The organism is Limosilactobacillus walteri (assembly GCF_014830205.1).
Classification (GTDB): Bacteria; Bacillota; Bacilli; order Lactobacillales; family Lactobacillaceae; genus Limosilactobacillus; species Limosilactobacillus walteri.
In genome coordinates this window covers 1-25,212 of the sequence record NZ_QORN01000003.1, presented here as the reverse complement: position 1 = coordinate 25,212, position 25,212 = coordinate 1, and the positions used below count along the sequence as shown (strand labels likewise).

General features: G+C 34.2%; 15 protein-coding genes. 14 read left to right on the top strand and 1 reads right to left on the bottom strand.

Annotated elements, in window-relative coordinates:
* Nucleotides 1-170: 170 nt before the first annotated feature.
* The 11 genes from DTK66_RS00960 (at nt 171) to DTK66_RS00910 (ending at nt 15,882) form a co-directional block, all read left to right on the top strand.
* Nucleotides 171-1,706 carry a glucosaminidase domain-containing protein gene (locus tag DTK66_RS00960; RefSeq protein ID WP_191667485.1) on the top strand — a complete coding sequence of 512 codons (1,536 nt, stop codon included), beginning with the start codon at nt 171-173 and terminating at the stop codon, nt 1,704-1,706.
* Between the two features lie 957 nt (nt 1,707-2,663).
* Complete coding sequence (locus tag DTK66_RS00955) at nt 2,664-3,719, top strand: acyltransferase (RefSeq protein WP_153931146.1); 1,056 nt, start codon at nt 2,664-2,666, stop codon at nt 3,717-3,719.
* A 91-nt stretch (nt 3,720-3,810) separates the two neighbouring features.
* Nucleotides 3,811-5,007, top strand: coding sequence for a polymerase (locus tag DTK66_RS00950; RefSeq protein WP_153931145.1), 1,197 nt, complete (start codon nt 3,811-3,813; stop codon nt 5,005-5,007).
* Complete coding sequence (locus tag DTK66_RS00945) at nt 5,004-5,633, top strand: YveK family protein (RefSeq protein WP_191667484.1); 630 nt, start codon at nt 5,004-5,006, stop codon at nt 5,631-5,633. Before DTK66_RS00950 ends, DTK66_RS00945 begins: the two co-directional genes overlap by 4 nt.
* Nucleotides 5,634-5,869: 236 nt before the next feature.
* A complete protein-coding gene (locus DTK66_RS00940) occupies nt 5,870-7,366 on the top strand; it encodes a peptidoglycan amidohydrolase family protein (protein WP_191667483.1) in 1,497 nt (498 codons plus the stop codon).
* Between the two features lie 255 nt (nt 7,367-7,621).
* Entirely contained in the window at nt 7,622-8,947 is a 1,326-nt protein-coding gene (locus tag DTK66_RS00935) for an NlpC/P60 family protein (protein ID WP_191667482.1), read from the top strand.
* 82 nt (nt 8,948-9,029) lie between these two features.
* Nucleotides 9,030-9,614 carry a hypothetical protein gene (locus tag DTK66_RS00930; protein WP_191667481.1) on the top strand — a complete coding sequence of 195 codons (585 nt, stop codon included), beginning with the start codon at nt 9,030-9,032 and terminating at the stop codon, nt 9,612-9,614.
* A gap of 102 nt (nt 9,615-9,716) precedes the next feature.
* On the top strand, nt 9,717-10,694 hold the full coding sequence (locus tag DTK66_RS00925; protein ID WP_153931140.1) for a glycosyltransferase family 2 protein: 978 nt from the start codon (nt 9,717-9,719) through the stop codon (nt 10,692-10,694).
* 545 nt (nt 10,695-11,239) lie between these two features.
* Nucleotides 11,240-13,114 carry a KxYKxGKxW signal peptide domain-containing protein gene (locus DTK66_RS00920; protein WP_191667480.1) on the top strand — a complete coding sequence of 625 codons (1,875 nt, stop codon included), beginning with the start codon at nt 11,240-11,242 and terminating at the stop codon, nt 13,112-13,114.
* Between the two features lie 97 nt (nt 13,115-13,211).
* Entirely contained in the window at nt 13,212-14,330 is a 1,119-nt protein-coding gene (locus DTK66_RS00915; protein ID WP_191667479.1) for an AI-2E family transporter, read from the top strand.
* Entirely contained in the window at nt 14,323-15,882 is a 1,560-nt protein-coding gene (locus tag DTK66_RS00910; protein WP_191667478.1) for a putative glycosyltransferase family protein, read from the top strand. Before DTK66_RS00915 ends, DTK66_RS00910 begins: the two co-directional genes overlap by 8 nt.
* 42 nt (nt 15,883-15,924) lie before the next feature.
* Here DTK66_RS00910 and DTK66_RS00905 read toward each other — a convergent pair whose 3' ends face one another.
* Nucleotides 15,925-17,391, bottom strand: coding sequence for an LCP family protein (locus DTK66_RS00905; protein ID WP_191667477.1), 1,467 nt, complete (start codon nt 17,389-17,391; stop codon nt 15,925-15,927).
* A gap of 187 nt (nt 17,392-17,578) precedes the next feature.
* On the opposite strand from DTK66_RS00905, the gene DTK66_RS00900 reads away from it, so the two are divergent.
* The 3 genes from DTK66_RS00900 (at nt 17,579) to DTK66_RS00890 (ending at nt 25,042) form a co-directional block, all read left to right on the top strand.
* A complete protein-coding gene (locus tag DTK66_RS00900; RefSeq protein ID WP_153931543.1) occupies nt 17,579-19,156 on the top strand; it encodes a peptide chain release factor 3 in 1,578 nt (525 codons plus the stop codon).
* A gap of 123 nt (nt 19,157-19,279) precedes the next feature.
* Entirely contained in the window at nt 19,280-20,419 is a 1,140-nt protein-coding gene (locus tag DTK66_RS10920; protein WP_225208942.1) for a C40 family peptidase, read from the top strand.
* A gap of 156 nt (nt 20,420-20,575) precedes the next feature.
* Nucleotides 20,576-25,042, top strand: a complete 4,467-nt coding sequence (locus DTK66_RS00890) for a glycoside hydrolase family 70 protein (RefSeq protein WP_191667476.1) — start codon at nt 20,576-20,578, stop codon at nt 25,040-25,042.
* Nucleotides 25,043-25,212: the final 170 nt, after the last annotated feature.

Genomic DNA, 25,212 nt, shown 5'->3' with positions numbered 1-25,212 from the left:
AATGTTATTTAATTGATTTCGTAGCATTGTTTATATCTGTAAATTTAATGTATCTAAATATTACATTAAATTTAAGTATCATTACAATTTGTTAACATATCGCTAAAATGTAATAGTTTGTTATATGATGTAAGACAGTAGTTAATTATTAAGGAGAATTTTTATCTATTATGAATTTGCGAAAGCATTATAAACTATATAAAAGTGGCAAACAGTGGTGCACAATGGCAATTGCGATTATAGCTAGTACAATTACTATGACTACTGCAGTAAATGCTGATACAAATGTTACTAATGTTGGCGAACAAAAAATTAGTGATTCAACACAAAATAGCAATAATTTTAATTTATCGAATTCTAATGAAGTAAAGTTAGCAAATACTAATGTGGAAAATAATACCTCTTCTGATAATTTTACAGAAAAGGTAGAGGAACCTACGAACTCTAATCAAGTTAATGTAAATAACAACCAAACTGACTTAAAAGTTGATAATAGTCAAAAGAATGAAGAAGAAGTAGTAAATACAGCTGATAATATTTACACTACAAGTTCAATAGCTATTAAGCCACAAGCGACTAGTTTTAAAAATGGTTGGGTAAATGAGAATAATCAATGGACTTTTTACACTAATAATCAAGTAACTTCGGGTCGTAATTATTCATACCTTCCTTCAATTAATGGAAATGGGAATAGTTGGTACTTAGTTGATAATGGTGTTGTTCAGTCAGGAGTACAACAATGGGCTGGTTCATATTATGATTTTGATGCAAATAATAATTACCAACGAGTAGATAATAATTATGTACAATCACAATGGGGGTTATGGTACTTATTTGGTAATGATGGCCGAATCCTTACTGGTGTACAGAAGTGGGCTGGTACTTACTATTACTTTGATCCAAATACATACCTTCGTGTAGATAATGATTATCGTCAGTCTCAATGGGGAGATTGGTATATGTTTGGTAATGACGGTCGAATTGCTACTAAGGTGTATCAATGGGCTGGTTCATACTATTACTTTGATCCAAATACATACCTTCGTGTAGATAATGATTATCGTCAGTCTCAATGGGGAGATTGGTATTTATTTGGCAATGATGGTCGAATATTATCAGGATTGCAGAAATGGGCTGGTAATTATTATTACTTTGATCCGACTACTTATTTAAAGATAGAAAATAAAAATATCGTAGTAAATGGAATGAATCTTCATGCTGATAATACAGGAGTTATTTCGGGGGCAAATCGGAATGCTAATTTCTTATTAAGCATTCATGACGCAGCTCTTGATGGTTGGCGTCAATTTGGCGTCTTACCTTCTGTAACTGCTGCTCAAGCAATACTTGAAAGTGCCTGGGGACAATCAGGACTAGCAACTAAAGGTCATAATTTGTTTGGCATTAAGGGTAGTTATAATGGTCAATCGATTATTATGCGGACTGCTGAGTATGGTGCTGGTGGATATTACTATATTAACGATGCCTTTCGTAAGTACCCAAGTAATTATGAAAGTGTAGTTGATCACGGTCGATTCTTGGCTACAAATAGTCGATACCACAATCTTTTATGGAAAAAAGATTATGCTGTTGTAACGAATTACCTTCATGCTGACGGATATGCAACAGATCCAAAATATGCTTCAAGCTTAAATAATGTTATTAGAACATATAACTTAGACACATGGGATAAAGAAGTAATGTAAGTTATATTATGAAATTTATTGTTTTTTTGAAGAAACTATTCATTAGAATAAAAGTAAAGTTGTTGATATCTTATTAACTAATATGGTTGACTAAAAATACTTCCTACAAAAATGTAGGGGGTATTTTTTTATAAAAATATAGCCAATTCTTAAAAAGAAGAAAAGTTGATTTGAAAGGCTATAGTAGGCTCTTTTAAAGATCTTAATTTTACAGTTTTAAGACAGATTTTATGATGTACAATTTCAGTATTGGCTTTCTGACAGTCTAGAGTGATGAATTTCAGCGATTTGCAATTGCGATTGTTCAGAGCATTAGTAATATTTTGGTAAATTTGATATACTTCAGCGAACTTGGGGAATTTATTGGCAATTAAGCTAACAGCATTTTTTCTAATCAAGTATTCATTAATCAATCTCTCAAAGAAGAATATGCATTTCTGGTTGAAGGATAATCATTGAGTTACCATTCTTGCATGAAATAGTTTTTACGCTTTTATAATTTTATATTCGTAACAGTAATTATAAATATTTTTAAGAGGAGAAGATGTCAATTGTCTAAGGTACGTTGGACAAGTTGCATAAGATGAAAACAAGCAATAATTCGGCAGAAACTGTAATTGCTTTCAGCTTTTGAGTATCGATTTTCAATATGTACTCTTTGTATAAAAATGGTCGTTTATACCAGAAAGTATATTTTCAAAAGAATTTGTTCATAACATTGTAAACATGATTTAATAAAAGCTTCTTTATAGAATTATTTAAAACTTTGTAGAAATATTATATAGCAGAGGATATAATGTATATTGTTATTTTTAAATAACGTCTAATTATAGATATAAGTATTTTAAATATAATTTTTGAAGTTTTTAATACAATAAATATATATTATTGAATGGTATTTTGTATAAAAGTGTTTATTAATTAGATGAGAAAAAGTATTACATTGGAGGACTGATAATGAAAGTCAAACGGCTATACTATATTGATGTGTTAAATTGCATTGCTATCATATTTGTTTTATTTTTGCATTCTACACAATTAGCGCATACAGGAAATACTAATCTTACGCATTTTCGTTTAGCTTTAGCAGTTCAATCTATTTGTTATCCAGCTGTATATATTTTTTTAATGAATTCTGGCGCAACATTATTAGATTATAGAAAAAAATATTCTACTATGGTTTTCTTAAAAAAAAGGTTGTATCGGGTTTTAATTCCTTTTCTTTTTTGGTCATTGATATATTATCTTTATAGCATTAGTCATATTGCTTATCCTGGGACGATAATTCATTCTCATCCTAGTTTCACTAATTTTATTAAAGCTTTTGTGAACAATGATATTAACTCGCTATTTTGGTTTTTTTACACAATTTTAGCCCTGTATTTAGTAGCTCCGGTAATATCACCTTTAGTTGAAAAAAATTTGAATATATTATTTTACATGGTAGTTATGTTTTTCTTATGCAGTAACGGATTACAATTTATTAGTAATTTAATAGGAATTAATATTAGAACTTCATTTATTAATCAACCACTTCTTTCTTCTTCTTATATTGGTTTTTTTATCGTAGGATATCTTATAAAGGTTAATTACTTTAGTGAAAAACAACAAATGGTTTTAATGATTGTAGGTATTGGGTCATTAATGGTTAATCTTATCAACGATTTCTTTTATGGTAAAATACATCTATTTGATAATATGGATCCTTTTTTTTATTCGATTGGAATATACCTTTTGATAAAGAAGATAGTGGGACAATTTCCTAATAATAAGAATAAATTATTTACTACCTTGGCAAGCGCTAGTCTAGGTATTTATATTCTTCATCCTTTTGTATATGAATTATTAGATAAATATGTATATGGAGCCACGGCAAACACGTGGGAATCATTTTTGAAATTAATGAATAGCCCTATATATATGTTTTCATTGCCAATAATAACTTATTTTATTCTTACTTTTTCAGTCTTACTTCTAAAAAAAATTAAATTAATTAGAATATTTATTCCATAGTTCTCCAAATTATTATTTTAAATTAGAGAACTTGTACTTAGTATAAAATAGATGAGCATTATTTTGCTATATCAAGAAGGGAAATGAAAAATTGCTAAAAAGAAATACTAAAGATATCTATAATTTTCAAGTCAGTAGTAGTCAGATATTTTTTATTGCCTTTGTGATTTTTTTGGTATCTTCATTTATTCAAGATACTACTTTAGCAGAAGCATTAAGTGGTCGTTTTTTAAGATTATGTTCTTACCTTTCGCTCCCTTTACTCTTATTTAAAATATACTTTCTAGATAAATGGAGTAAAAAAGAATTAATTGTAATCAGTGCTTTGATATTGTTAGGTATGATTAGTTGGCGAATGGCTCATGAATTGCAGTTACTGGTAATAGTGCCATTCGTTATTGGGGCAAAAAATGTTAATTTTAAGGACATTGTAACTTGGTATGTGTACTTAAACGTGATATTGTTGCTTACAATGGCAATTTTTTCATTATTAGATATAATACCTAATTTAATATATCGTGCTGCACCTAGGCCACCAAGATATTCATTAGGTTTGATTTATACATCAAGTCTTGCAACGCACTATTTCTATTTAGTGCTGGCATACTGTTATTTAAGGTTTGGTAAGTTAAAGTGGATTGATTACTTGTTAATTATTATTGGTGATTGCATCTTTATGATAATTACAAACACTAAGTTAGACTTTATAGCGACTTTGGTTATAATACCTGTAATGTTTATTGCACAACGAGCATTTAAGGGTCATAAAGTATCAGAAATTTTAGCATCTTTTTGGTGGATGGCTGTTCCAATTACGTCTTCGATAATAATTTTTGCTTCTTATTTTTATGATGATTCTAATCATGTAATGAAAGTAATTAATGATCTTACTTCTGGGCGGTTAAGCTTAGGACATCGAGCCTTTACTAATTACAATATTAATCTTTTAGGTCAGACGATAGTGGAGCATACATATGGTGGAAGTAAGGGGTTAAAACTGGCTAACCAATTAGATGGTATACACCACTACTTTTTTATAGATTCTTCGTATGTTCGGATGTTGTTATTATGGGGTTTATTGGCATTTATACTTATAATTGTGTGTATGACATATATTGCAATGAGGTCAATTTTTCATCGAACATTTATTTTAGCAGCAATTATTTTGGTAGCATCATTAAACTTCATGTTTGAGCCTGATATAATCAAGATTATTTATGATCCATTTCTATTAGCTTTAGTTGCTACACCTTATTTTTATAATACTCAGGAGGAAAAAGATAAATGAATAAAGAAGATTTTAATATAAAGACTATTTCAAAAATTATTTGGATAAATGTATTTATTATTCTTATTGCAACAATATTATTTGGCGTTGCGGGCAATTTATATGCAAAACATAAGCAACGTACAACATATGAATCTGTTAGAAATATTATGACTACACGAGCATATGATGGCGTTGCGGCAAATGAAGAACTTCAAGCTGATATAAATCTTGGAAATACATATGCTGAAATAGTAGAAAGTAATGATACTGCTAAAGCTGCACATAAGTACTTATCAAAAAAAATGAGGAAACAATACAGTCCAGAGCAAATCGCGTCAATGATAAATGCTGAACCAATAATGCAGACCACTCTTGTTAAGGTAAGTGCGAAAGCAAATAATGCAAATGATTCTGCGGCTATTGTTAATGCTGTTACAAAGGCATCTGCTAATAAGATTCCTCAAAAGGTAACTTCTACTGGTAAAATTTCCCTCTTTTCCAAGGCTACAGCTGATGAGGCTAAGAGTAGCACTTCCCCATCAACTAAAAAACTTACTTTATTGGGAGCAGCAATTGGATTTTTATTAGGTCTCGTATTATCTTTTTCTGCTACTACGTGGGTTTACTTAATTAAACGGAAATAATTATTATATATTGAACAGCTTGTTTTCCAATTTTAGTATAGGTTGTTTTAGGTACTAGTTAATTAGTATTGAATTTTATCAGTATAATATTTATAACTTTTTATTTTAATTCGTGATAATGTTAATTTTAGTTTATTCATCTTTACAGGAATCAATGTTGATTATGATAAATTACCTGCTAAAATATTAAATGTTAGAATATATTTGTTCAATCTTAAAGGGAGTTATAGATAAAAGTGAATAATAAAAAACATTTTAAATTATATAAATCGGGAAAAAACTGGTGTGTTATGGCAATTGCAACATTAGCAGCAACAATGGGATTAATTGGTGTAGTTAATGCTGACACAATTTCGTCTACAACCATTAGTTCGACACCTGAGATAACAAACGGACAGCCAACGACATCAAATAATTCTGTATCATCTGTTAGCGATATTAATAGCGCACAAGAAAAGCAGGAAGTAAGCAATGCGGATAACAAAAGCAAAGAAACTGTTATGATTCCACAAGCTAATACTGCTCCTCAAGCAAATAATGCAAAAGAAAAAGAGCAAACAGCTCCGATACAACCAAAGGCTAGTGAACAGCCAGAAGTAAAAAAAGGCTGGCGACAAGAGCAAAATGGTTGGACATATTATGATAATAACGGGAAAACTAGTAGTGGTCGTGCATATTCTTATTTACCAACAATTACTGCTAATGGAGTAGGTACCGGAAGTAACTGGTACTTAACCGAAAATGGTGTCGTATTGTCAGGAGTGCAAAAGTGGGCTGGAACATATTATGATTTTGATCCAACAACATATCTTCGAGTCGACAACAATTATGTTAAATCTCAATGGGGCGATTGGTACTTATTTGGTAATGACGGTCAGATTTTATCGGGTGTGCAAAAATGGGCTGGAACATATTATTACTTTGATCCAGTAACATATTTACGAGTAGATAATGATTACCGCCAATCACAGTGGGGTGATTGGTATATGTTTGGTCCAGATGGTAGAATTGCGACAAAAGTATATCAATGGGCTGGAACATATTACTACTTTGATCCAGTAACATATTTACGAGTAGATAATGATTATCGTCAATCACAGTGGGGCGATTGGTATATGTTTGGTCCAGATGGTCGTATTCAGACTGGAGCACACCGCTGGGCAGGCTCAGTTTATTATTTTGATCCAGTAACATATCTTCGTGTAGACAATGGATGGCGCGAAGGACTGTACTTTGGTGCTGATGGTCGTCTAGTTAACGGAGGCTTTTCAAATCGTGTAATTAATTGGTTCCTCCAACGAGAAGGTAAGATCACTTATTCAATGTATGGATCTCGTACTGGTGCTGACGGAACCGCAGATTGTTCTGGTTCAATGACAATGGCTCTTCGTACTGCAGGAGCCTCTGTCCCACGAATTATTTACAGTACTGAAACACTTCATGGTTATTTGCTTAATAATGGTTACTACTTGGCTTATGAAGGTCGCGGGACTGCCTCTCTCCAATATGGTGATGTAATTATTTGGGGTAAAAAAGCAGCTAGTTTAGGCGGCAATGGTCACACAATGGTTGCAACTGGCTCTGGCAATAACCCAACTGTAATTTCTACTTGCTACTTAACTCAAGGACAACGAGGCACTGCTATTCAAGAAGTTAACTATGACTGGTATTGGAATGATGATAATAAACCATATCAATATGTTTATCGTTTAATTAATCAGGCAAGAGCTTAATATTAAACGTCTAGTTGATAAATTTATTTATTAACTAGACGTTTTTGTAATTATGGAAGTAAAAAGCAAACTTATATAACCAAAAGTGAATATATGTAACAAAAGTATTACATTAAAGTGTCAAACATTATTGTTTCTTAACATATTATTGGATTATATTGTTCTAGTAGTAAATAACTGGTATCTTAGTAATCGTTGATAATTATTAAAGAAAGTTTAAGATCGGATTTATACAGAAAGGATTATTTCAGCTATATGGATACTAAGAAGCATTATAAGTTATACAAAGATGGTAAGAAATGGTGTGTTATGACAATTGCAGCAGTTGCAGGTATTGTTGGATTGGCAACGAACGCAAATGCTGATGAAATCAACACTACAACATCTCCTGTACAAACTACCCAGGTAGCTGATAATTCTGACACTACTACAGTTGTATCAGCGAATGCTGCTACAGAAACGGTAGCCCAATCAACTTCTTCTGTAGGTGTTCAAGAAGTAGCAGTGCAGACACCTGGTTCAACAACTACGACTAATACCACTGCAGTTCACCCACAAGCAGAACAAGTAAAAAAAGGTTGGGTAAATGAAAATAATAACTGGACATATTATAACAATGGACAAGTAACTAATGGTCGTGACTACACCTACTTGCCAACTATTAATGGTGAAGGTTACAGTTGGTATTTGGTTGATAATGGCGTTGTTCAATCAGGTGTGCAAAAGTGGGCCGATAGTTATTACAACTTTGATGCAAGTAATAACTACCAACGAATTGACAATAGCTATGCAAAATCTCAATGGGGTTCATATTATCTTTTCGGTAATGATGGTCGGATTCAAACTGGTGTGCAAAAGTGGGCTGGTACTTATTACTACTTCGATCCAAATACCTACCTTCGTGTAGATAACGATTATCGTCAGTCTCAATGGGGTTCATATTATCTTTTTGGTAATGATGGTCGGATTCAAACTGGTGTGCAAAAGTGGGCTGGTACTTATTACTACTTCGATCCAAGCACTTACCTCCGTGTAGATAACGATTATCGTCAGTCTCAATGGGGTGATTGGTACTTATTTGGTAGCGATGGTCGAATTCAAAGTGGTTTGCAAAATTGGAAAGGCCAAACATACTACTTTGATCCAACTACTTTTAAGAAGGTAGTTAATTCTGATGTTACTGTAAATGGTGCCAAATATCATTTAGATGGTAATGGTATTGCTAAAGTTGTTTCCAATGTAGATGCTAAAGTTGATAAAGCTTTATCACAACGTGGGGTTCCTTACGTGTGGGGCGGAAACACGCCAGCTGGCTTTGATTGTTCAGGTCTTGTTCAATGGGCTTATGGTTTAGGTGCTTCTTATCGTACTACTTATCAGCAAGCAACGCTTGGAACACATCAACGAGATGTAATGAACGCACCAAAGGGAGCTTTATTATTCTTTGGTAGTGACAGTGCACCTTATCATGTTGCCATTTCTCTTGGTGATGGGACATATGTCCATGCTCCAGAACCAGGCAATGTTGTGAAAATTGGATATTCTCGATACTTCAAACCAAGTTTCTTCATTACCATGTAATTTTAATTTACTTGATTTTAAAAATGTAATTGACAGTACGTTTTGTTATAATAACGGTAAGATAGAAATGAGGAGAAGTTAAATGAAATTAAATAAATTATTTACAACCTTAGCTGCCGGTACTTTAATGGTAACTTTAGCTGCATGTGGCAGTAACAGTGCAGCTAATGATTCTAGTAGTAGCTCAGAAGTGGCTTCTTCGAGTAAAACAACAAAGAAAAGTCATGCAAAAATGAGCAATGAAAAGAATAGTACTACTTCTAATAAAGATGAGACCGAGTCGTCAGAAAATACTAATTCTCAATCAGATGGTTTAAACTCAACTACTAGCTCGAAAAGCAGTTCTAATACCAATAGTAATTACTCTGTAACTTCAACAACGACATCTAATAATAGTAGTCAGGCAATTTCAAATGTTAAAAAGAATAATTCTAATGCTCAACAAAGTCAGGTCACAATGACTGCTACCGATGCAAAGAATATTGTTAAAGAGCATATTGGTAACCAATTAAGTGATCGAGGCATTGCGGGACAATCAATTTCTGATTTGCCATCAATTGATTCAGTCGATGGTTATACTGCAACTCAAAATGGCACTAATAATTGGACAGTTTCTGGTAATGGTCATACTTATCATGTAACAGCCAATTCTGTTACGGGTAATTAGCACTGATTAACATATAGTTAAACTAAATGGTAAATAAAAAAGCTAAATAGTTAACTATTTAGCTTTTTTATTTTGAATTAATACTTCAAATAAGGAGAGAATATGCTTTTATCAGTAATTATTCCTGCTTACAATTGTGAGGAAACAATTATTCGTGCAATTAGAAGTACAGGTGTTTATTTAAGTAATCAAATAGAAGTAATAGTGGTTAATAATGGTTCATCGGATAAAACAGGAACGTTAGTAAAAAAAGAAGTAAGAAATAATAGAAATATTATTTACATTGAATCAGAAAAAGGTGTTTCTAATGCACGAAATAAAGGAATTGAAGCTGCTACTGCAAAATGGATTACCTTTTTAGATGCAGACGATTATTTATTAGATTTAAATAATGAATTAAAAAGCTTATTAATAAAAACAGAAGAAGAATTAGTAGTTGGCAATTATCTAGTTAGCGGATCAACGATTAATTTGTATTCCATGACTAGAGATAAAGATAGTCGTATTTCTGTTATTAATCAGATGTTAGAAAATCCTACTAAGTACATGACGGTATGGGGAAAATTCTATAAGACAAGCTTATTGAAAAAAGAAAATATTAGATTCAATAATAACTTGGCATATTCAGAAGATTCTGAATTTTTGCTTAGGTATGTACTATTATGTAAACAAGTACGGTTTATTAGAGATAATATATATAATTATACCTTGTCAAGTAATTCAACAGTTAGAAGATATAACCCGCAAATGATTCATGAATATGAAAAAGCGATTTTCCAGGTAAAAAAAGATTTAGATGAATATCCTGAATATGAACATGCATTTAAGCTTTTTACATTAATGCAGTTTAATTTGATTATGGTTCATAATGTTTTTATAAAGAATGATAAAGGATCGATAATTAAGTTAAAAGAGCTTTGCCAAAAAAATTATATAAACAATGCATTAAGAATAGTGAGTTTGAAGGATGTAATTACACCTAGGTTACTTCCACTGGTCTTCTGTAAGTATCATTTTTATATTTGTGCTGCTATTATCTACAAATTAAGAGTAAATCAAAATAGTAAAAAAACTAAGTAAGTTGAAATTAGTTATAACGTCTTCTAAGTGTTAACTAATATAGATAAGAAAATTAATTTTATCGTTGGAGGGCACTATAGTCTTTTGATTTTAACTAGATTATTTTTACTTGCCATAAGCGTGGATGAATTTAAGAATTGAGATATTCTATCGAAACGATTTATTGTCTGGAAAATATGGATTGCAGTTTACGTTGCTTATAATAAATCTTACGGTTGCCTAAAAGTGAGAGAATAGATAGATTCTGTTTACTAAGTAGAGGTTAAATACTGACAGGCTGGTATATGCTTATGATTATTGATATATATTTAAATTTGCCTTACGTTGTGATTGCACTTAGCAAATTTAAGCTCTATGACTTTTATATATTTTATTAAGAATGTTGTATTAATCGCTTTAATAGTGATAGAGTTACTCCGTGAAGTAGAGAATATGTCTTGGGAAGTTAAGTCAAATGTCAGCTTAACTTCTTTTTTGATATATTTCAAGTTATAATCGTGATATGATTTACTTGTACATTAAATAAATGAAGGAGTAATAATATAATGACTTCAAAAAAGCACTTCAAACTATATAAAAGTGGCAAACAATGGTGTGTAGCAGCTATTGTAACTTTTGCGGCTACATTAGGACTAGCGGCTGTTAGTACTGCTAATGCGGACACGGTAGCTGCCAATAATTCAGTTCCGCAAGTTCAAGCAGAGCAGGGGAAAGATGCTGTTACTACTAGTCAGTCAAATTTTGATCAAGGTAAAATTAATAATACTGAGGATAAAATCCTCAATACTGCTTCTAAATCAACTGATCCCACAAATTTAACTGGCCATGAAGATAGTCAAAATCAAAAAGAGACTTCTGGTTCTGGTAATGATAAAGGATCTGAAAACAATCAGAATAGAGAACAACAAACTGATTGGAAAAAGAATAATGAAAACCAATGGGTATACAGTGGTAAAGATAGCCAAAATGTAAAGGGCACTCAATATGTTCAATTGCCAACGATTCCAAATACCAATGTACAAGGAAATACTAATTGGTACTTTGTAAAAGATGGTATTGCCCAGTCTGGTGTCCAACAATGGGCCGGTAGTTTCTACTACTTTGATCCAACGACTTACCTGCGTGTAGATAATGATTACCGCCAATCACAATGGGGCGATTGGTATATGTTTGGCCCTGATGGTCGAGTCGTAAGTGGGCTTTATACCTATAAAGGTAATACCTACTATGCTAACCCATCAACATACTTACGTGAAAAGGATGTTTATATTAAGACTGAAAAGGATGGTCACGGGATGCTCTTTGGGAGTGATGGTGCAGCACTATCTGGTGTTCAATCATGGAATGGGGCATATTATTACTTTGATCCATCTACTCACTTGTTAGCTAATAAACGCAATTATGTTCAATCACAATGGGGTGATTGGTACTTAATTGGTGATAATGGTCAAGTGCTATCTGGTGTTCAGCAATGGGCTGGGACTTACTATTATTTTGATCCAGCAACATATTTGCGTGTAGATAATAGCTATGTTCAATCACAGTGGGGCGACTGGTATATGTTTGGCCCTGATGGTCGAATTGTAACTGGTCTCTATAATTATAATGGTAATACCTATTATGCTAATCCGGTAACCTACCTTCGCGAGAAAAATACTTATATCCAAACGGAAAAAGATGGTCGTGGCGTACTACTTGATAAGAATGGTGCGGCATTATCCGGTGTTCAACAGTGGAACGGTACTTACTATTACTTCGATCCACAGACTCATTTACGTGTAGATAATAATTATGTTCAATCGCAGTGGGGCGACTGGTACATGTTCGGTAAAGATGGTAAGATTGTAACTGGTCTTTATAACTACAACGGCAATACTTACTATGCTAATCCGGTAACCTATCTACGCGAAAAGAATACTTATGTTCCTGAAGCAAAAGTTCTTTTAGATGATGATGGAGTTGCCTTGTCTGGCATCCAATCATGGAATGGAGCGTATTATTACTTCGATCCATCTACTCACTTGTTAGCTAACAAACGTAACTATGTTCAATCGCAATGGGGTGATTGGTATCTAATCGGTAATAACGGGCAAGTATTATCTGGACTGCAGGAATGGTATGGTGGTTATTATTACTTCGACCCAACAACATTCTTAAAAGTTACTAATGAATGGCGAAATAATCAATACTTCGGTGCTGATGGAATCCGTTATCAGAATCAATTCTTAAATGATCGTGGACGTCTTTACCGTTTCGATGCTAATGGTAATATGTTAAGAAATCGTTGGTTTAATGATGATAGTGCAAAGAAGAGTTACTATTTTGGCGCTGATGGAGTGGCTTACACAGGACGCCATGTTATTAATGGAGTAACTTATGTCTTTAATAATGACGGTGTTCGAATTGAAACAATTAAATAGTTTTGAGTAGTTAAATTATTAAAAATTTTAATTATTTAAACAAAATCCCTTAAACTGTGATACAGTTTTAAGGGATTTTAAATTTTAAGGAGTACTTATGTCTAAGCAAAAATTTTATCATTGGCTTTTCTGGCCGCTAATGCTACTTACGATTGCGACCTTGATTTGGATGTGTACCAAGATCCAATTCGTCTTTCAGCCATTTTTAACATTTATTTCGGTTGTTTTTGTTCCGTTGATCATCTCTGGATTTCTGTATTATATGTTAAATCCAGTTTTAAAGCTTTTTATGAAGGTTAAAATTGGCCGTTTCCGGATGAATAAGGGAATTGCTAGTTTGTTAATTGTATTATTATTGATTGTAATTGTTGCTGGTGGAATTATGATGTTAATTCCGCCGGTAGTAAAGGAAATTTCTTCTTTGGTTAGCCATTTACCTCAGACGGTTACGGGTTTACAGCACTTAATCAATGATACAATCCAACATTCGTTCTTAAAGAATGTTGACTTAAATTCTTATTACCGCCAGTTTGACCATGAACTTGCCCGTTATGCGCAAAAAGTTTTACAAGGCTTATCTGAACGAGTAGGGGATATTATTAGTTTGCTAACTAATGTAACTGTTGTGACGATTACAGTTCCTGTAATGCTGTTCTATATGTTGAAGGATGGTTCAAGGCTAATTCCTAGTATCCAAAAGTGGCTTTCACCACACCATGCAAAAGAAGTAAATGAACTTCTTGGTAAGATGAATGCGACCCTTTCCTCATATATTTCAGGACAAATGATTGAATGTCTCTTTGTTGGTGTCTTTACATCAATCGGTTACGTAATTATTGGTCAGCCATTAGCAATCGTACTAGGAATTGTGGCTGGTTTGACTAATATTATCCCTTATATTGGTCCATATATTGGAATTGCCCCCGCACTGTTTGTCGCACTAACCATGGCTCCCAATAAAATTATTTGGGTAATTGTGGTTGTGATTGTTGTTCAACAAATAGATGGAAATATTGTCTATCCTAATATCATCGGTAAAACTTTACAGATTCATCCGTTAACTATCATTATGCTTTTGCTTGCCGCTGGTCATATTGCAGGCATTGGAGGGATGATTCTTTGTATTCCATTTTATGCTGTTATAAAAACAGTTTGTGAATACTTCTTTGACATTTACCGGATTGAGCATCCAATCGAAGGAGATAAAAATGTCTAGATTATATAAAAATTGTTTTTATCCAGTCCTGTTGGTTATTAACGCAATCTTAATATGCTTCTTTTTATTCAAATTAAAGTTAATTCCACTAGGCTGGGACACGCAGTTTCACTTAAATCGAATTGAAGAATTATATAGAAGTTTAAAAGCTGGACATTTATTTTCTTCAACTGGAACATATGCTTTTTCACAAATTGGTTTAGCTATTAATCGGTTCTATCCATATTTATTTCTCTATTTATTTGCGGGCTTACGCTTTATATTTAATCCGATATTTGCGTATAATACTGGTATTTTTTTACTAGCTTTATCTTCACTATTTATTTCCTATTATTCGATAAAAACAATTACACATTCGAAAAAAGCAGCATTTATATTTAGTACTCTGTACAATAATAGTGGATATTTATTATTGCAAGTAAGCGTGCGAGGAGATATTGCTGAATATATTGCTTTAATATTATTACCTTTAATCTTTATGGGGGGGGTAAAGACATTTGATCTTACTTCTTTTAAGTGGGTATGGTTGCCAGTAGGAGTAGTATTAGTTTCTTATACGCATATTCTTTCAACAATTATTTTTAGTTTTTTTATACTAATTATAATTATAGTAGAATATAAAAAATTTAATTTGACAGTAATTAAACGTTTAATTATTAGCACTTTTATTGCACTAATTATCTGTTTACCCTTAGTGATAACAATGATACACGCTCAAAGTCGGGAATCGGTTGTAGTTCCCGTTGTACCAGATGTGTTAATAAATGAAGCATTAAGTCCAAGCAGTTTAATAAATAACTCTTTGAATAATCTTAGTCCTAATACTCTTTTAGATGTAAATTTAGGCTTTATTATTTTGCTTGCTGGTATTATTGGATTGTTAGCATTCAAAACTACCGACAAGCGCCTTAAATATATTGAAACTATCGGGTTGCTTTGTTTGATTTTATCGACTAATTTATTTCCGTGGTTCATATTTCAACGGACTCCAGTTCATATAATTCAGTTTCCATGGCGCCTTTTAGGCGTTGCAACGTTTTGTTTTGCTCTAGTTTTTGCAAAATTGGCTAAGCAAAATACTACTAAGTTAGATTTTTGGATTTGGCTCTTTGTTTGCTTAATTAGTTTTACTTACATGCATCAATATGCTTATAATTCAAAAAATAATTTAAGTACTAATAATCTTGGATATTATGAAAAAATAGCTACCAATGCCGTTTATACGGACTACATGCCAGAAAAAACTATGAACGGATTAGATCGAACAAAAGCGTTTCGCTCACACTTAAGCGTTCACCGACATATAGCAGTTATTAATGGGCGCAGGGTAAAACTAAAAGATAGTAATATAAAATCTAAATATAATTTAATCCAATATAAACTTACAGGGTTGAAAAAGAATGAGAAAAATAAAGTAATATTACCGGTTCTAAATTATGGTAGAAATTACTCAAGTAAAGGCAATATAGTTAAAGTATCAAGTGAAGGTGAAACAGAGGTAAAATTTGTACCAACGAATGACTCCCAAACAATAAATGTTTATTTACGGTAACTAAAAAGATCAGGCCAAAAATACCTGATCTTTTTTTACTATTTAATAATAGTGATGTGCATATCCATAATGATTACCGTACGCAGGGTGAGTGTATGCAGGATGATAACCATTATTATAGTTGTGGTAAGCATGGTATTGAGGTGTTGAATAACGATGAACGGGGGCCGTTTGAGCTGGTATCGCTTGGGATTCACTAGTAGCTTCATTAGTTTCGGTTGCAGTAGCAGACGAGGTTCTTTCCTCACCATTACCCCGTGTTGTTGAATGGTGGCTGCTTGTGACCTCGTCACTTCCGTTACCACTGCCAGGATCGTTATAACTAGCACCACCAGGTAAGATGAAGTCCGTCTCATTATAGCCATTGTAGTGTGGCTGCGACTTGTACATCTTTGTTTCGTGGTTAACGACATTCTTAGCCTTTAGTCCTAACTGCGTGCGGATAAGTTTTGAAATACGGTTAATTTCTTTGGGACTAGCGATTTGGAAAGAAACACCTTCAATAGTCGCGTTTTGTCCTTGGAAGTGGTAAGTTTTGACGTTGTTCATTGTCCCATGGTAGTTACCGTAAAGCGTTGCGATGTCATCGATTGGAATATTGGTTTTAACTCCATCTCCTACGGCATCAAGAATCTTATTAGCAGCCCCGATTGAGCCAGAGGTCTTAAATTTATTAATAACACTCTTCAAAATCTGTTGCTGTCGTTTTTGCCGGCCGTAATCATTATTAGGATCATCATACCGCATCCGCGAATACTTCAGTGCGTTTGCTCCGTTAAGGTGCTGTTTGCCTTTCTTAAAGTGGTGTCCTTCATAGTCAAAAGCAAATGGGTTATCAACTTCAACTCCGCCAACAGAATTAACCACTTTTTCTAAGACCCCCATATTGATTACCGCATAGTAATCAATTGGAACATCTAGTAATTCAGAAACTTGCTTAACCGTTTGCTTGGGACCATTAATCGAATAGGCGGCATTGATCTTTACATAATCGGGTCCGTCGCTAGTTTCAACCCGGACTAATATATCACGGGGGATACTAGTCATAGTGATTGTTTGTTTCTTTGGATTAATAGTAAATAATTCAAGAGAATCCGTATTACCACCAGAGTTGCCCCGATCTAAGGCGCCAACATCGGTTCCCATTGCAAGTACTGATACTGGTTCGCCTTTTTGCAGCTTCTTACTAATCTTACCGTCACCAGCGCCAAACACCCCTTTAGCAACTGAATGGACTTTGTGGTATTCGTAAAAACCCCCGGCAACCACTAGAAAGATAAGGAGGCCGATTAAAATCCGCATCCAGTTTGGTGTTCGGTAGTGATGTTTTTGTGGCGGTTGAAAATCGGGGGAAGATTGTTGTTCTTCTCGTTGTAGCCGTTTTTCATCGCGGCGGTTATGTAATTCTTCGCGTTCTCGCCGTTTCCGTTCTTGAACGTCGCGTTGGATACGTTCTTCCATCCGCTTACGGTAATGTTCGCGTGATTCGTGATTATTATTGTTGTCCATATCGAAAAATACCTCAATAAAATAAGTTCTAACTTTATTAATATAGCAGAAATTAAAGCCTAAGTTCAAATGTATCTGGATACTTTAAACTTTCTGTAACTTTTCACAAGGATAGACTTTCAGGAAAAGATGTAATAATATAGTAGAGATATTGCGCAAAATTAAATGAAGAAAGGAAAATAAATTAATGTCACCAAAAGAACTTGCTGAAGCAGTTAATAAACGGCGGACATTCGCCATTATCTCTCACCCAGATGCTGGTAAGACAACAATCACTGAACAACTTTTACTTTTTGGTGGAGTTGTTCGTGAAGCGGGGACTGTTAAGGCGCGGAAAACCGGGAATTTCGCTAAATCAGACTGGATGGAGATTGAAAAAAAGCGGGGAATCTCTGTTACATCATCCGTTATGCAGTTTGATTTTCAAGGAAAACGGATTAATATCCTTGATACCCCTGGACACGAGGATTTTTCTGAAGATACGTATCGGACATTAATGGCGGTTGACTCGGCTGTCATGGTAATTGATAGTGCTAAAGGGATTGAGCCACAGACGAAAAAACTTTTCCAAATTTGTAAGATGCGGGGCATTCCAATTTTTACGTTTATGAATAAGTTTGACCGTGATGCGCGTGAACCATTGGATCTTTTAAATGAAGTTGAAGATGTTTTAGGGATTGAGACTTATCCGATGAACTGGCCGATTGGTTCTGGTCACCAATTTAAGGGTGTTTATGATCGGTTTAATCACCGCGTGGCGTTAACTCATCCAACCGATGAAAATAATCCTTACCTTCCATTAGATGAAGATGGTCATGTTGAAGGCGAGAACCCCTTAGCGGGCGATGGTGAATGGGAAGATGCGATGGATGGTTTAGAATTAGTTGAAGTAGCGGGGAACAAACTTGACCGTGAAAAGATTGCGAAGGGTGATCAGACACCGGTATTCTTTGGTTCGGCTTTAACTAATTTTGGGGTTCAGACTTTCCTTGAGACTTACCTTCAATTCGCGCCAGCCCCAAGTGACCATCGGACGGAGGATGGTGATGTTGTCAAACCGCTTGATCCTGAATTTTCAGGCTTTGTATTCAAAATTCAAGCTAACATGAATCCTCGTCACCGCGACCGAATTGCTTTTGTGCGGATTTGTTCTGGCGAATTTGATCGGGGGATGGACGTTACTTTGTCGCGGACGAAAAAGCCAATGCGCTTATCAAATGTGACAGAGTTCATGGCTGATACACGGGAAAATGTTGAGACCGCCGTTGCTGGTGATATTATTGGGTTATATGACACTGGTAATTTTCAAATTGGTGATTCTATTTATAATGGTAAGAAAGATATTCAATTTGAAAAATTACCACAATTTACACCGGAATTATTTGTCCGTGTTTCTGCTAAGAATGTGATGAAGCAAAAGTCCTTCCACAAGGGAATTAACCAACTAGTTCAAGAAGGAGCGGTACAGCTTTATCGAAGTTACTCCACTGGTGATTATATTCTTGGTGCCGTTGGTCAGCTGCAATTTGAAGTTTTTAAATTCCGGATGCAAAATGAATATAATTCAGAAGTAATTATGGAACCAATGGGTAGTAAGACTGCCCGCTGGATTGATCCAGAACAGCTAGATGAAAAGATGTCATCATCACGAAACATCTTAGTGAAGGATATCCACGATCAGCCCCTCTTCTTATTTGAAAATCAATTTGCTGAAAATTGGTTTAAGCAAAAGTATCCTGATGTGAAGTTGACAGCGAAGTTGTAGATTAATGTAAGAATGTTGTTGCATCAATAACAAAAAGTTTCCTAATTACTAGGGAACTTTTTGTTTTCTTAGGATTGAAAACGCTATAATATAAATGATTAATAAGATTGGGAGTGACTAATTATGAAGTTTACTAAAGGTAATATAAAATGGTACTCGGCATTATTTTCATGTAGTGTATTTCTTATTGGTTCGATAAGTATTGTAAATGCTGATGAGTCGTCTAACTCAAATAATCAAATGCAGCAATCGGTTGTATCAGTATCTGCTAAAACTAATAATGGTCAGAATAATAATTTAATAAAGAAGGATGAGGATAATCAGACATCTGATCAGCAGATTAATATACAGGTAACGCCTTCTTCTAATCTTCAGTCAGTAAATTTAGTTCAGAGTCAAGCCGCTACAAATGGAGTAGTTAACGAAAATGGTAATAATTATTATTATCAAAATGGTCAAAGGCAAACTAATTACTTTTTAAACCAAAATAATAAAGTTTACTATTTTGATAATAATGGTGTGATGTACCAAAATAAGTGGTATTACAACTGGGGGAACTCGTATTACTTTGGATCCGATGGAGCGCGTTACACAAACCAGTTTTTAAATCAGAATGGAAAGGTATACTACTTTGGTGACGGTGGAGTAATGTATCAAAATAAGTGGTATTACAACTGGGGGAACTCGTATTACTTTGGATCCGATGGAGCGCGTTACACAAACCAGTTTTTAAATCAGAATGGAAAGGTATACTACTTTGGTGACGGTGGAGTAATGTATCAGAATAAGTGGTATTACAATTGGGGACATTCGTATTACTTTAAATCTGATGGTGCTCGTGCAACTAATGAAACATTGACAATTGATGGCATTAGCTATTACTTTGATAACGAAGGAATTGCTCATTCAAATAAAGCGTCACAAGTTGTTTCAATTGCTAAACAACAATTAGGTAAGCCTTATATTTGGGGAGCTACCGGGCCCAATGCTTTTGATTGCTCAGGCCTAGTTCAATATGTATATCGTCAAGTGGGCATAAGTTTGCCACGAACAACCTATCAACAAGAGTATCAGGGTAAAGCTGTTAGTTTAAATTCATTACAGCTAGGTGATCTTCTTTTCTGGGGGAATTATGGCAGTGCCTATCATGTCGCAATCTACATTGGTGATGGTAACTTTATTCAGGCACCAACGAAAGGACAAAGTGTAAAAGTAACTAATATCAAATATTATCAACCAACTTTTGCAAGAAGAATTCTATAATAACATAGAAATCAAAATGCTCAGTCAATAGGACTGGGTATTTTCTTTTTTGTTAAGTTAGCTAGGAGCAAACTTTCAATTGAAAACATTGTAATTATGAGTTATATTGTCTTTGTTAAATATTAATCAATCATCTATTGGGAAGGAAAATAGATTATGGACATAAAAAAGCATTTTAAACTATATAAAAGTGGTAAGCAATGGTTTACTGCAGCCATTATTACTACAGTTTCAGCTGGCCTTATTTTAAATTTAGGGGGGGTAGCAAGCGCTGATTCAGCAACCAATGCAAATGATAATGTTGCTGTCAATCATCTTACTGCACAAACGAGTGAAAATAATAAATCTGTATCCTCTAATGTAAGCACTAATGACGTAACTAATAATCAAGAAATACAGAAAGTTCAAAGTCCTAAATCAATTAATCCTAAAGCAGATAATTCTAATCAGCAACAAAATCGTTGGGTAAAGAATGCTCAAGGGCAAATGGAGTATTATCAAAATAATCAACTTCTCAAGGGACGCCAGTATGTGAACCTGCCAACAATTCCTAATACAAATGTCCAAACCGATAATAATTGGTATTTAGTAGATAATGGGATTGCACAATCCGGCGTTCAACAATGGGCTGGTTCTTATTACTACTTTAACCCTTCTACGTATCTTCGCGTAGAAAATGAATATCGCCAATCTCAGTGGGGTGATTGGTATATGTTCGGTAAAGACGGACGAGCAGTTACTGGTCTTTATGATTACAATGGAAATACGTATTATGCTAATCCTACTACCTATCTCCGTGAAACTAATAAGTATATTTCTACTTCTAAAGGAAATATACTTTTAGGAAACGACGGTGCAGCTTTATCTGGCATCCAAAATGTTAACGGTAAGTATTACTATTTTGATCCCGTAACTCATCTTCAAGCTAATAAAGAAAATTATGTTCAATCTCAATGGGGTGACTGGTACCTAATTGACAACGATGGTCAAGTATTATCTGGCGTTCAACAGTGGGCTGGAACATATTATTACTTTGATCCCACGACTTACCTTCGAGTCGACAACGATTATCGTCAGTCGCAATGGGGACTCTGGTATATGTTTGGTCATGATGGCCGAATTGTGACTAAGGTTTATCCATGGGCTGGAACATATTACTACTTTGATCCTACAACTTATCTTCGTGTTGATAATGCCTACCTTCAATCTCAATGGGGTGATTGGTACCTCTTTGGTAACGATGGTCGGATTCAAAGTGGTGTTCAACAATGGGCTGGAACATACTATTATTTTGATCCCACAACTTATTTACGGGTCGATAATGATTATGTAACATCTCAATGGGGATCTAAATACATGTTTGGTCATGATGGCCGAATTGTTACTGGTCTATATAAATGGAGTAAAAATAATCAATTATATTACTTTGATCCCGTAACTTATCTTGCAGTAACTAATAATTATATCAAAGCTAATAATGGCAACTGGTACTTGTTTACAGCAGATGGAACAGCAGCAAGTAAGGTTGCTCCATGGGCTGGTAGCTACTATTACTTTGATCCGGTAACCCATTTACGTGTTGATAATGCCTACCTTCAATCTCAATGGGGTGACTGGTATATGTTCGGCCCTGATGGTCGAATTGTGACTGGCCTAAAGGAATGGTATGGCAACTATTATTACTTTGACCCAACTACTTACCTTAAGGTTACAAATAAGTGGATTGATAATAAATACTTTGGGCCAGATGGTCGGCAAGCAATTTCATCATTGGAAAATATTAATAATAAGTTTTATTATTTTGATGACAATGGTCAGATTATTCGTAACCAATTCAAGAAAATTGACACTTACACTTATTACTTTGGTTCCGACGGTGCAGCATTAGTTGGCAAGCAAACAATAGATGGTAAGAACTACCACTTCGCATCAAATGGTCAACTATTAGGAAATCTTTATGGAGAGATTGTTGATGGCAAGTTTAATATTTATGACTCGTTAAGCAATAAGCTGATTAAGACTCTTGATTCAGGTGATTGGGAAAATATGGCTTATAGTCAGGATTCTTCATCAATTAATAACACTGATGGTTATCTGAGTTACTCTGGCTGGTATCGTCCTTATGGTACGAGTCAAGATGGCAAGACATGGTATAAAACAACTGCCAGTGATTGGCGCCCATTATTAATGTATACATGGCCAAGTAAGGATGTAGAAGCTAAATTTATTAAATACTTTGTTGATAATGGCTATACCAATACTGATTATGGATTAACTAAAGATAATGTAACTAATCTTTCGCAAGATACTGATACCCAGACATTAAATAAATATGCTCGTAATCTTCGCTTCGTAATCGAAAAGAGTATTGCTGCCAATAAGTCAACGGGTCCATTAGCAAATGATATTAATAAGTTTATGCTAACGATTCCTGAATTATCAGCTAAGTCTGAATTGCCGGTAGAATACAGCAATGGCTATGTTCCAGATGTTAGTGGTTCAATTGATAATAACCAGCTAATCTTTGTTAATAATAATTCAGATAATCAAGCTAAGGGTAACACTAGCTATGCTGATAGCAATTATCGTTTAATGAATAGAACCATTAATAATCAGACTAATAATGATAATAGTGATCAGAGTCCAGAATTATTAGTTGGTAATGATATTGATAATTCAAATCCTGCCGTTCAAGCTGAAAACTTTAATTGGGAATACTTCCTATTAAATTACGGTAAATTAATGAAGTATAATGCTGATGGTAATTTTGATGGCTTCCGGGTAGATGCTGCAGATAACATTGATGCAGATGTGCTGGATCAATTGGGACAACTTGTTAATGATATGTATCATACGAAGGGTAACCAGGAAAATGCTAACAATCATTTGGTATATAATGAAGGTTACCACTCAGGTGCTGCTAGAATGCTTAATGATAAAGGAAATCCTGAATTATTTATGGATGCAGGATACTTCTATACATTAGAAAATGTTTTAGGACAAGCTGAAAACAAACGAGATAATGTTAATAATCTAATAACTAACAGTATCGTTAACCGAGCTAATGATATTACTGAGAATACTGCTACGCCTAACTGGTCATTTGTAACTAATCATGATCAGCGAAAGAATGTGATTAATCAAATTATTATTGATAATCATCCTAATGTTCCAGATATTATGGCTAATAGCTATAAGTCGACTTATGCTCAAAAAGCATGGGATGAATTCTATGCAGATCAAGCAAAGACTAATAAGAAATATGCTCAGTATAACTTGCCAGCACAATATGCTCTGCTATTAAGTAATAAAGACACGGTTCCACAGGTATATTATGGCGATTTATATAAAGAAACTGATCAGTATATGAAGACGAAGTCAATGTATTATGATGCAATTACTACACTGATGAAAGCACGTGGTGAATTTGTTAACGGTGGTCAGACAATGACTAAAGTGAATGATAATCTTATTACCAGTGTTCGGTATGGTAAAGGAGTTGCTGATGCATCGAGCAACGGTACAGATCCACTAAGTCGTACTACTGGAATGGCCGTTATTGCTGGGAATAATCCATCGATGAAAGAACAGATAGTAGCAATTAATATGGGACTTGCTCATGCTAATGAACAATATCGTAATCTAATTGATAGTACTGCTGATGGATTAACCTATAATAGTAACGGTTCTGTAAACCCATCAGTTCTCACAACTGATAGTAAGGGTATTTTACGGGTTACGGTTAAGGGTTACAGTAATCCTTATGTAAGTGGCTATCTAAGTGTTTGGGTACCGTTAATTAATGGTACTCAAAATGCTCGGACAAGTGCACAAAAAGTTCGAAATGTTCCTGGAAAAGTATTTACTTCTAATGCAGCCTTAGATTCACATATGATTTATGAAGACTTCTCCTTGTTCCAGCCAGAACCAACTACTGTTAATGAACATGCCTATAATGTAATAAAGGATAATGCAGCCTTGTTTAATCAATTAGGCATTACTGATTTCTGGATGGCTCCTTCCTACACACCGTTTAATATGAGTCGTTATAATGAGGGATATGCTATGACAGATCGTTATAATTTAGGTACTGCAGAGAATCCTACTAAATATGGTAGTGGAGAAGAACTTTCTAATGCGATTGCAGCACTTCATCAGGCTGGTTTAAAGGTCCAAGAAGACCTTGTAATGAATCAGATGATTGGTTTCTCAACTCAAGAAGCTGTTACAGTTACACGAGTAGATCGTGATGCAAAACAGTTAAGTGTTGATGGTCAAACGTTTGCTGATCAAATCTACTTTGGTTATACACGTGGTGGAGGACAGGGTCAACAGGATTATGGTGGTAAATATCTAGCCGAATTAAAGCAAAAGTATCCAGACTTGTTTACTACAAAGGCTGCTTCCACAGGAGTGGCACCTGATCCGAATACTCGTATTACTGAATGGTCAGCTAAATATGAAAATGGTACTTCATTACAAAATATTGGTATTGGTTTAGCAGTTAAAATGCCTAACGGTTACTATGCATATTTGAATGATGGTAATAATAAAACATTTGCGACAACATTACCTGATGCTATATCGTCTGCAGATTACTATGCAAACCAAGAAAATATTTAATATGAAAATGATCTTTATTAACGAATAAATGGCTAATAAAGATCATTTTTTTGGGATATTTGTCAACTGGTATAGTTGACTAAAAATACTTCGGCTCTTCGTCAAGAAGTACTGATAGGAAAAATTGAATAAGATTGATCAAGCAGCTCGCACCTGGACCGTGTGAGTTG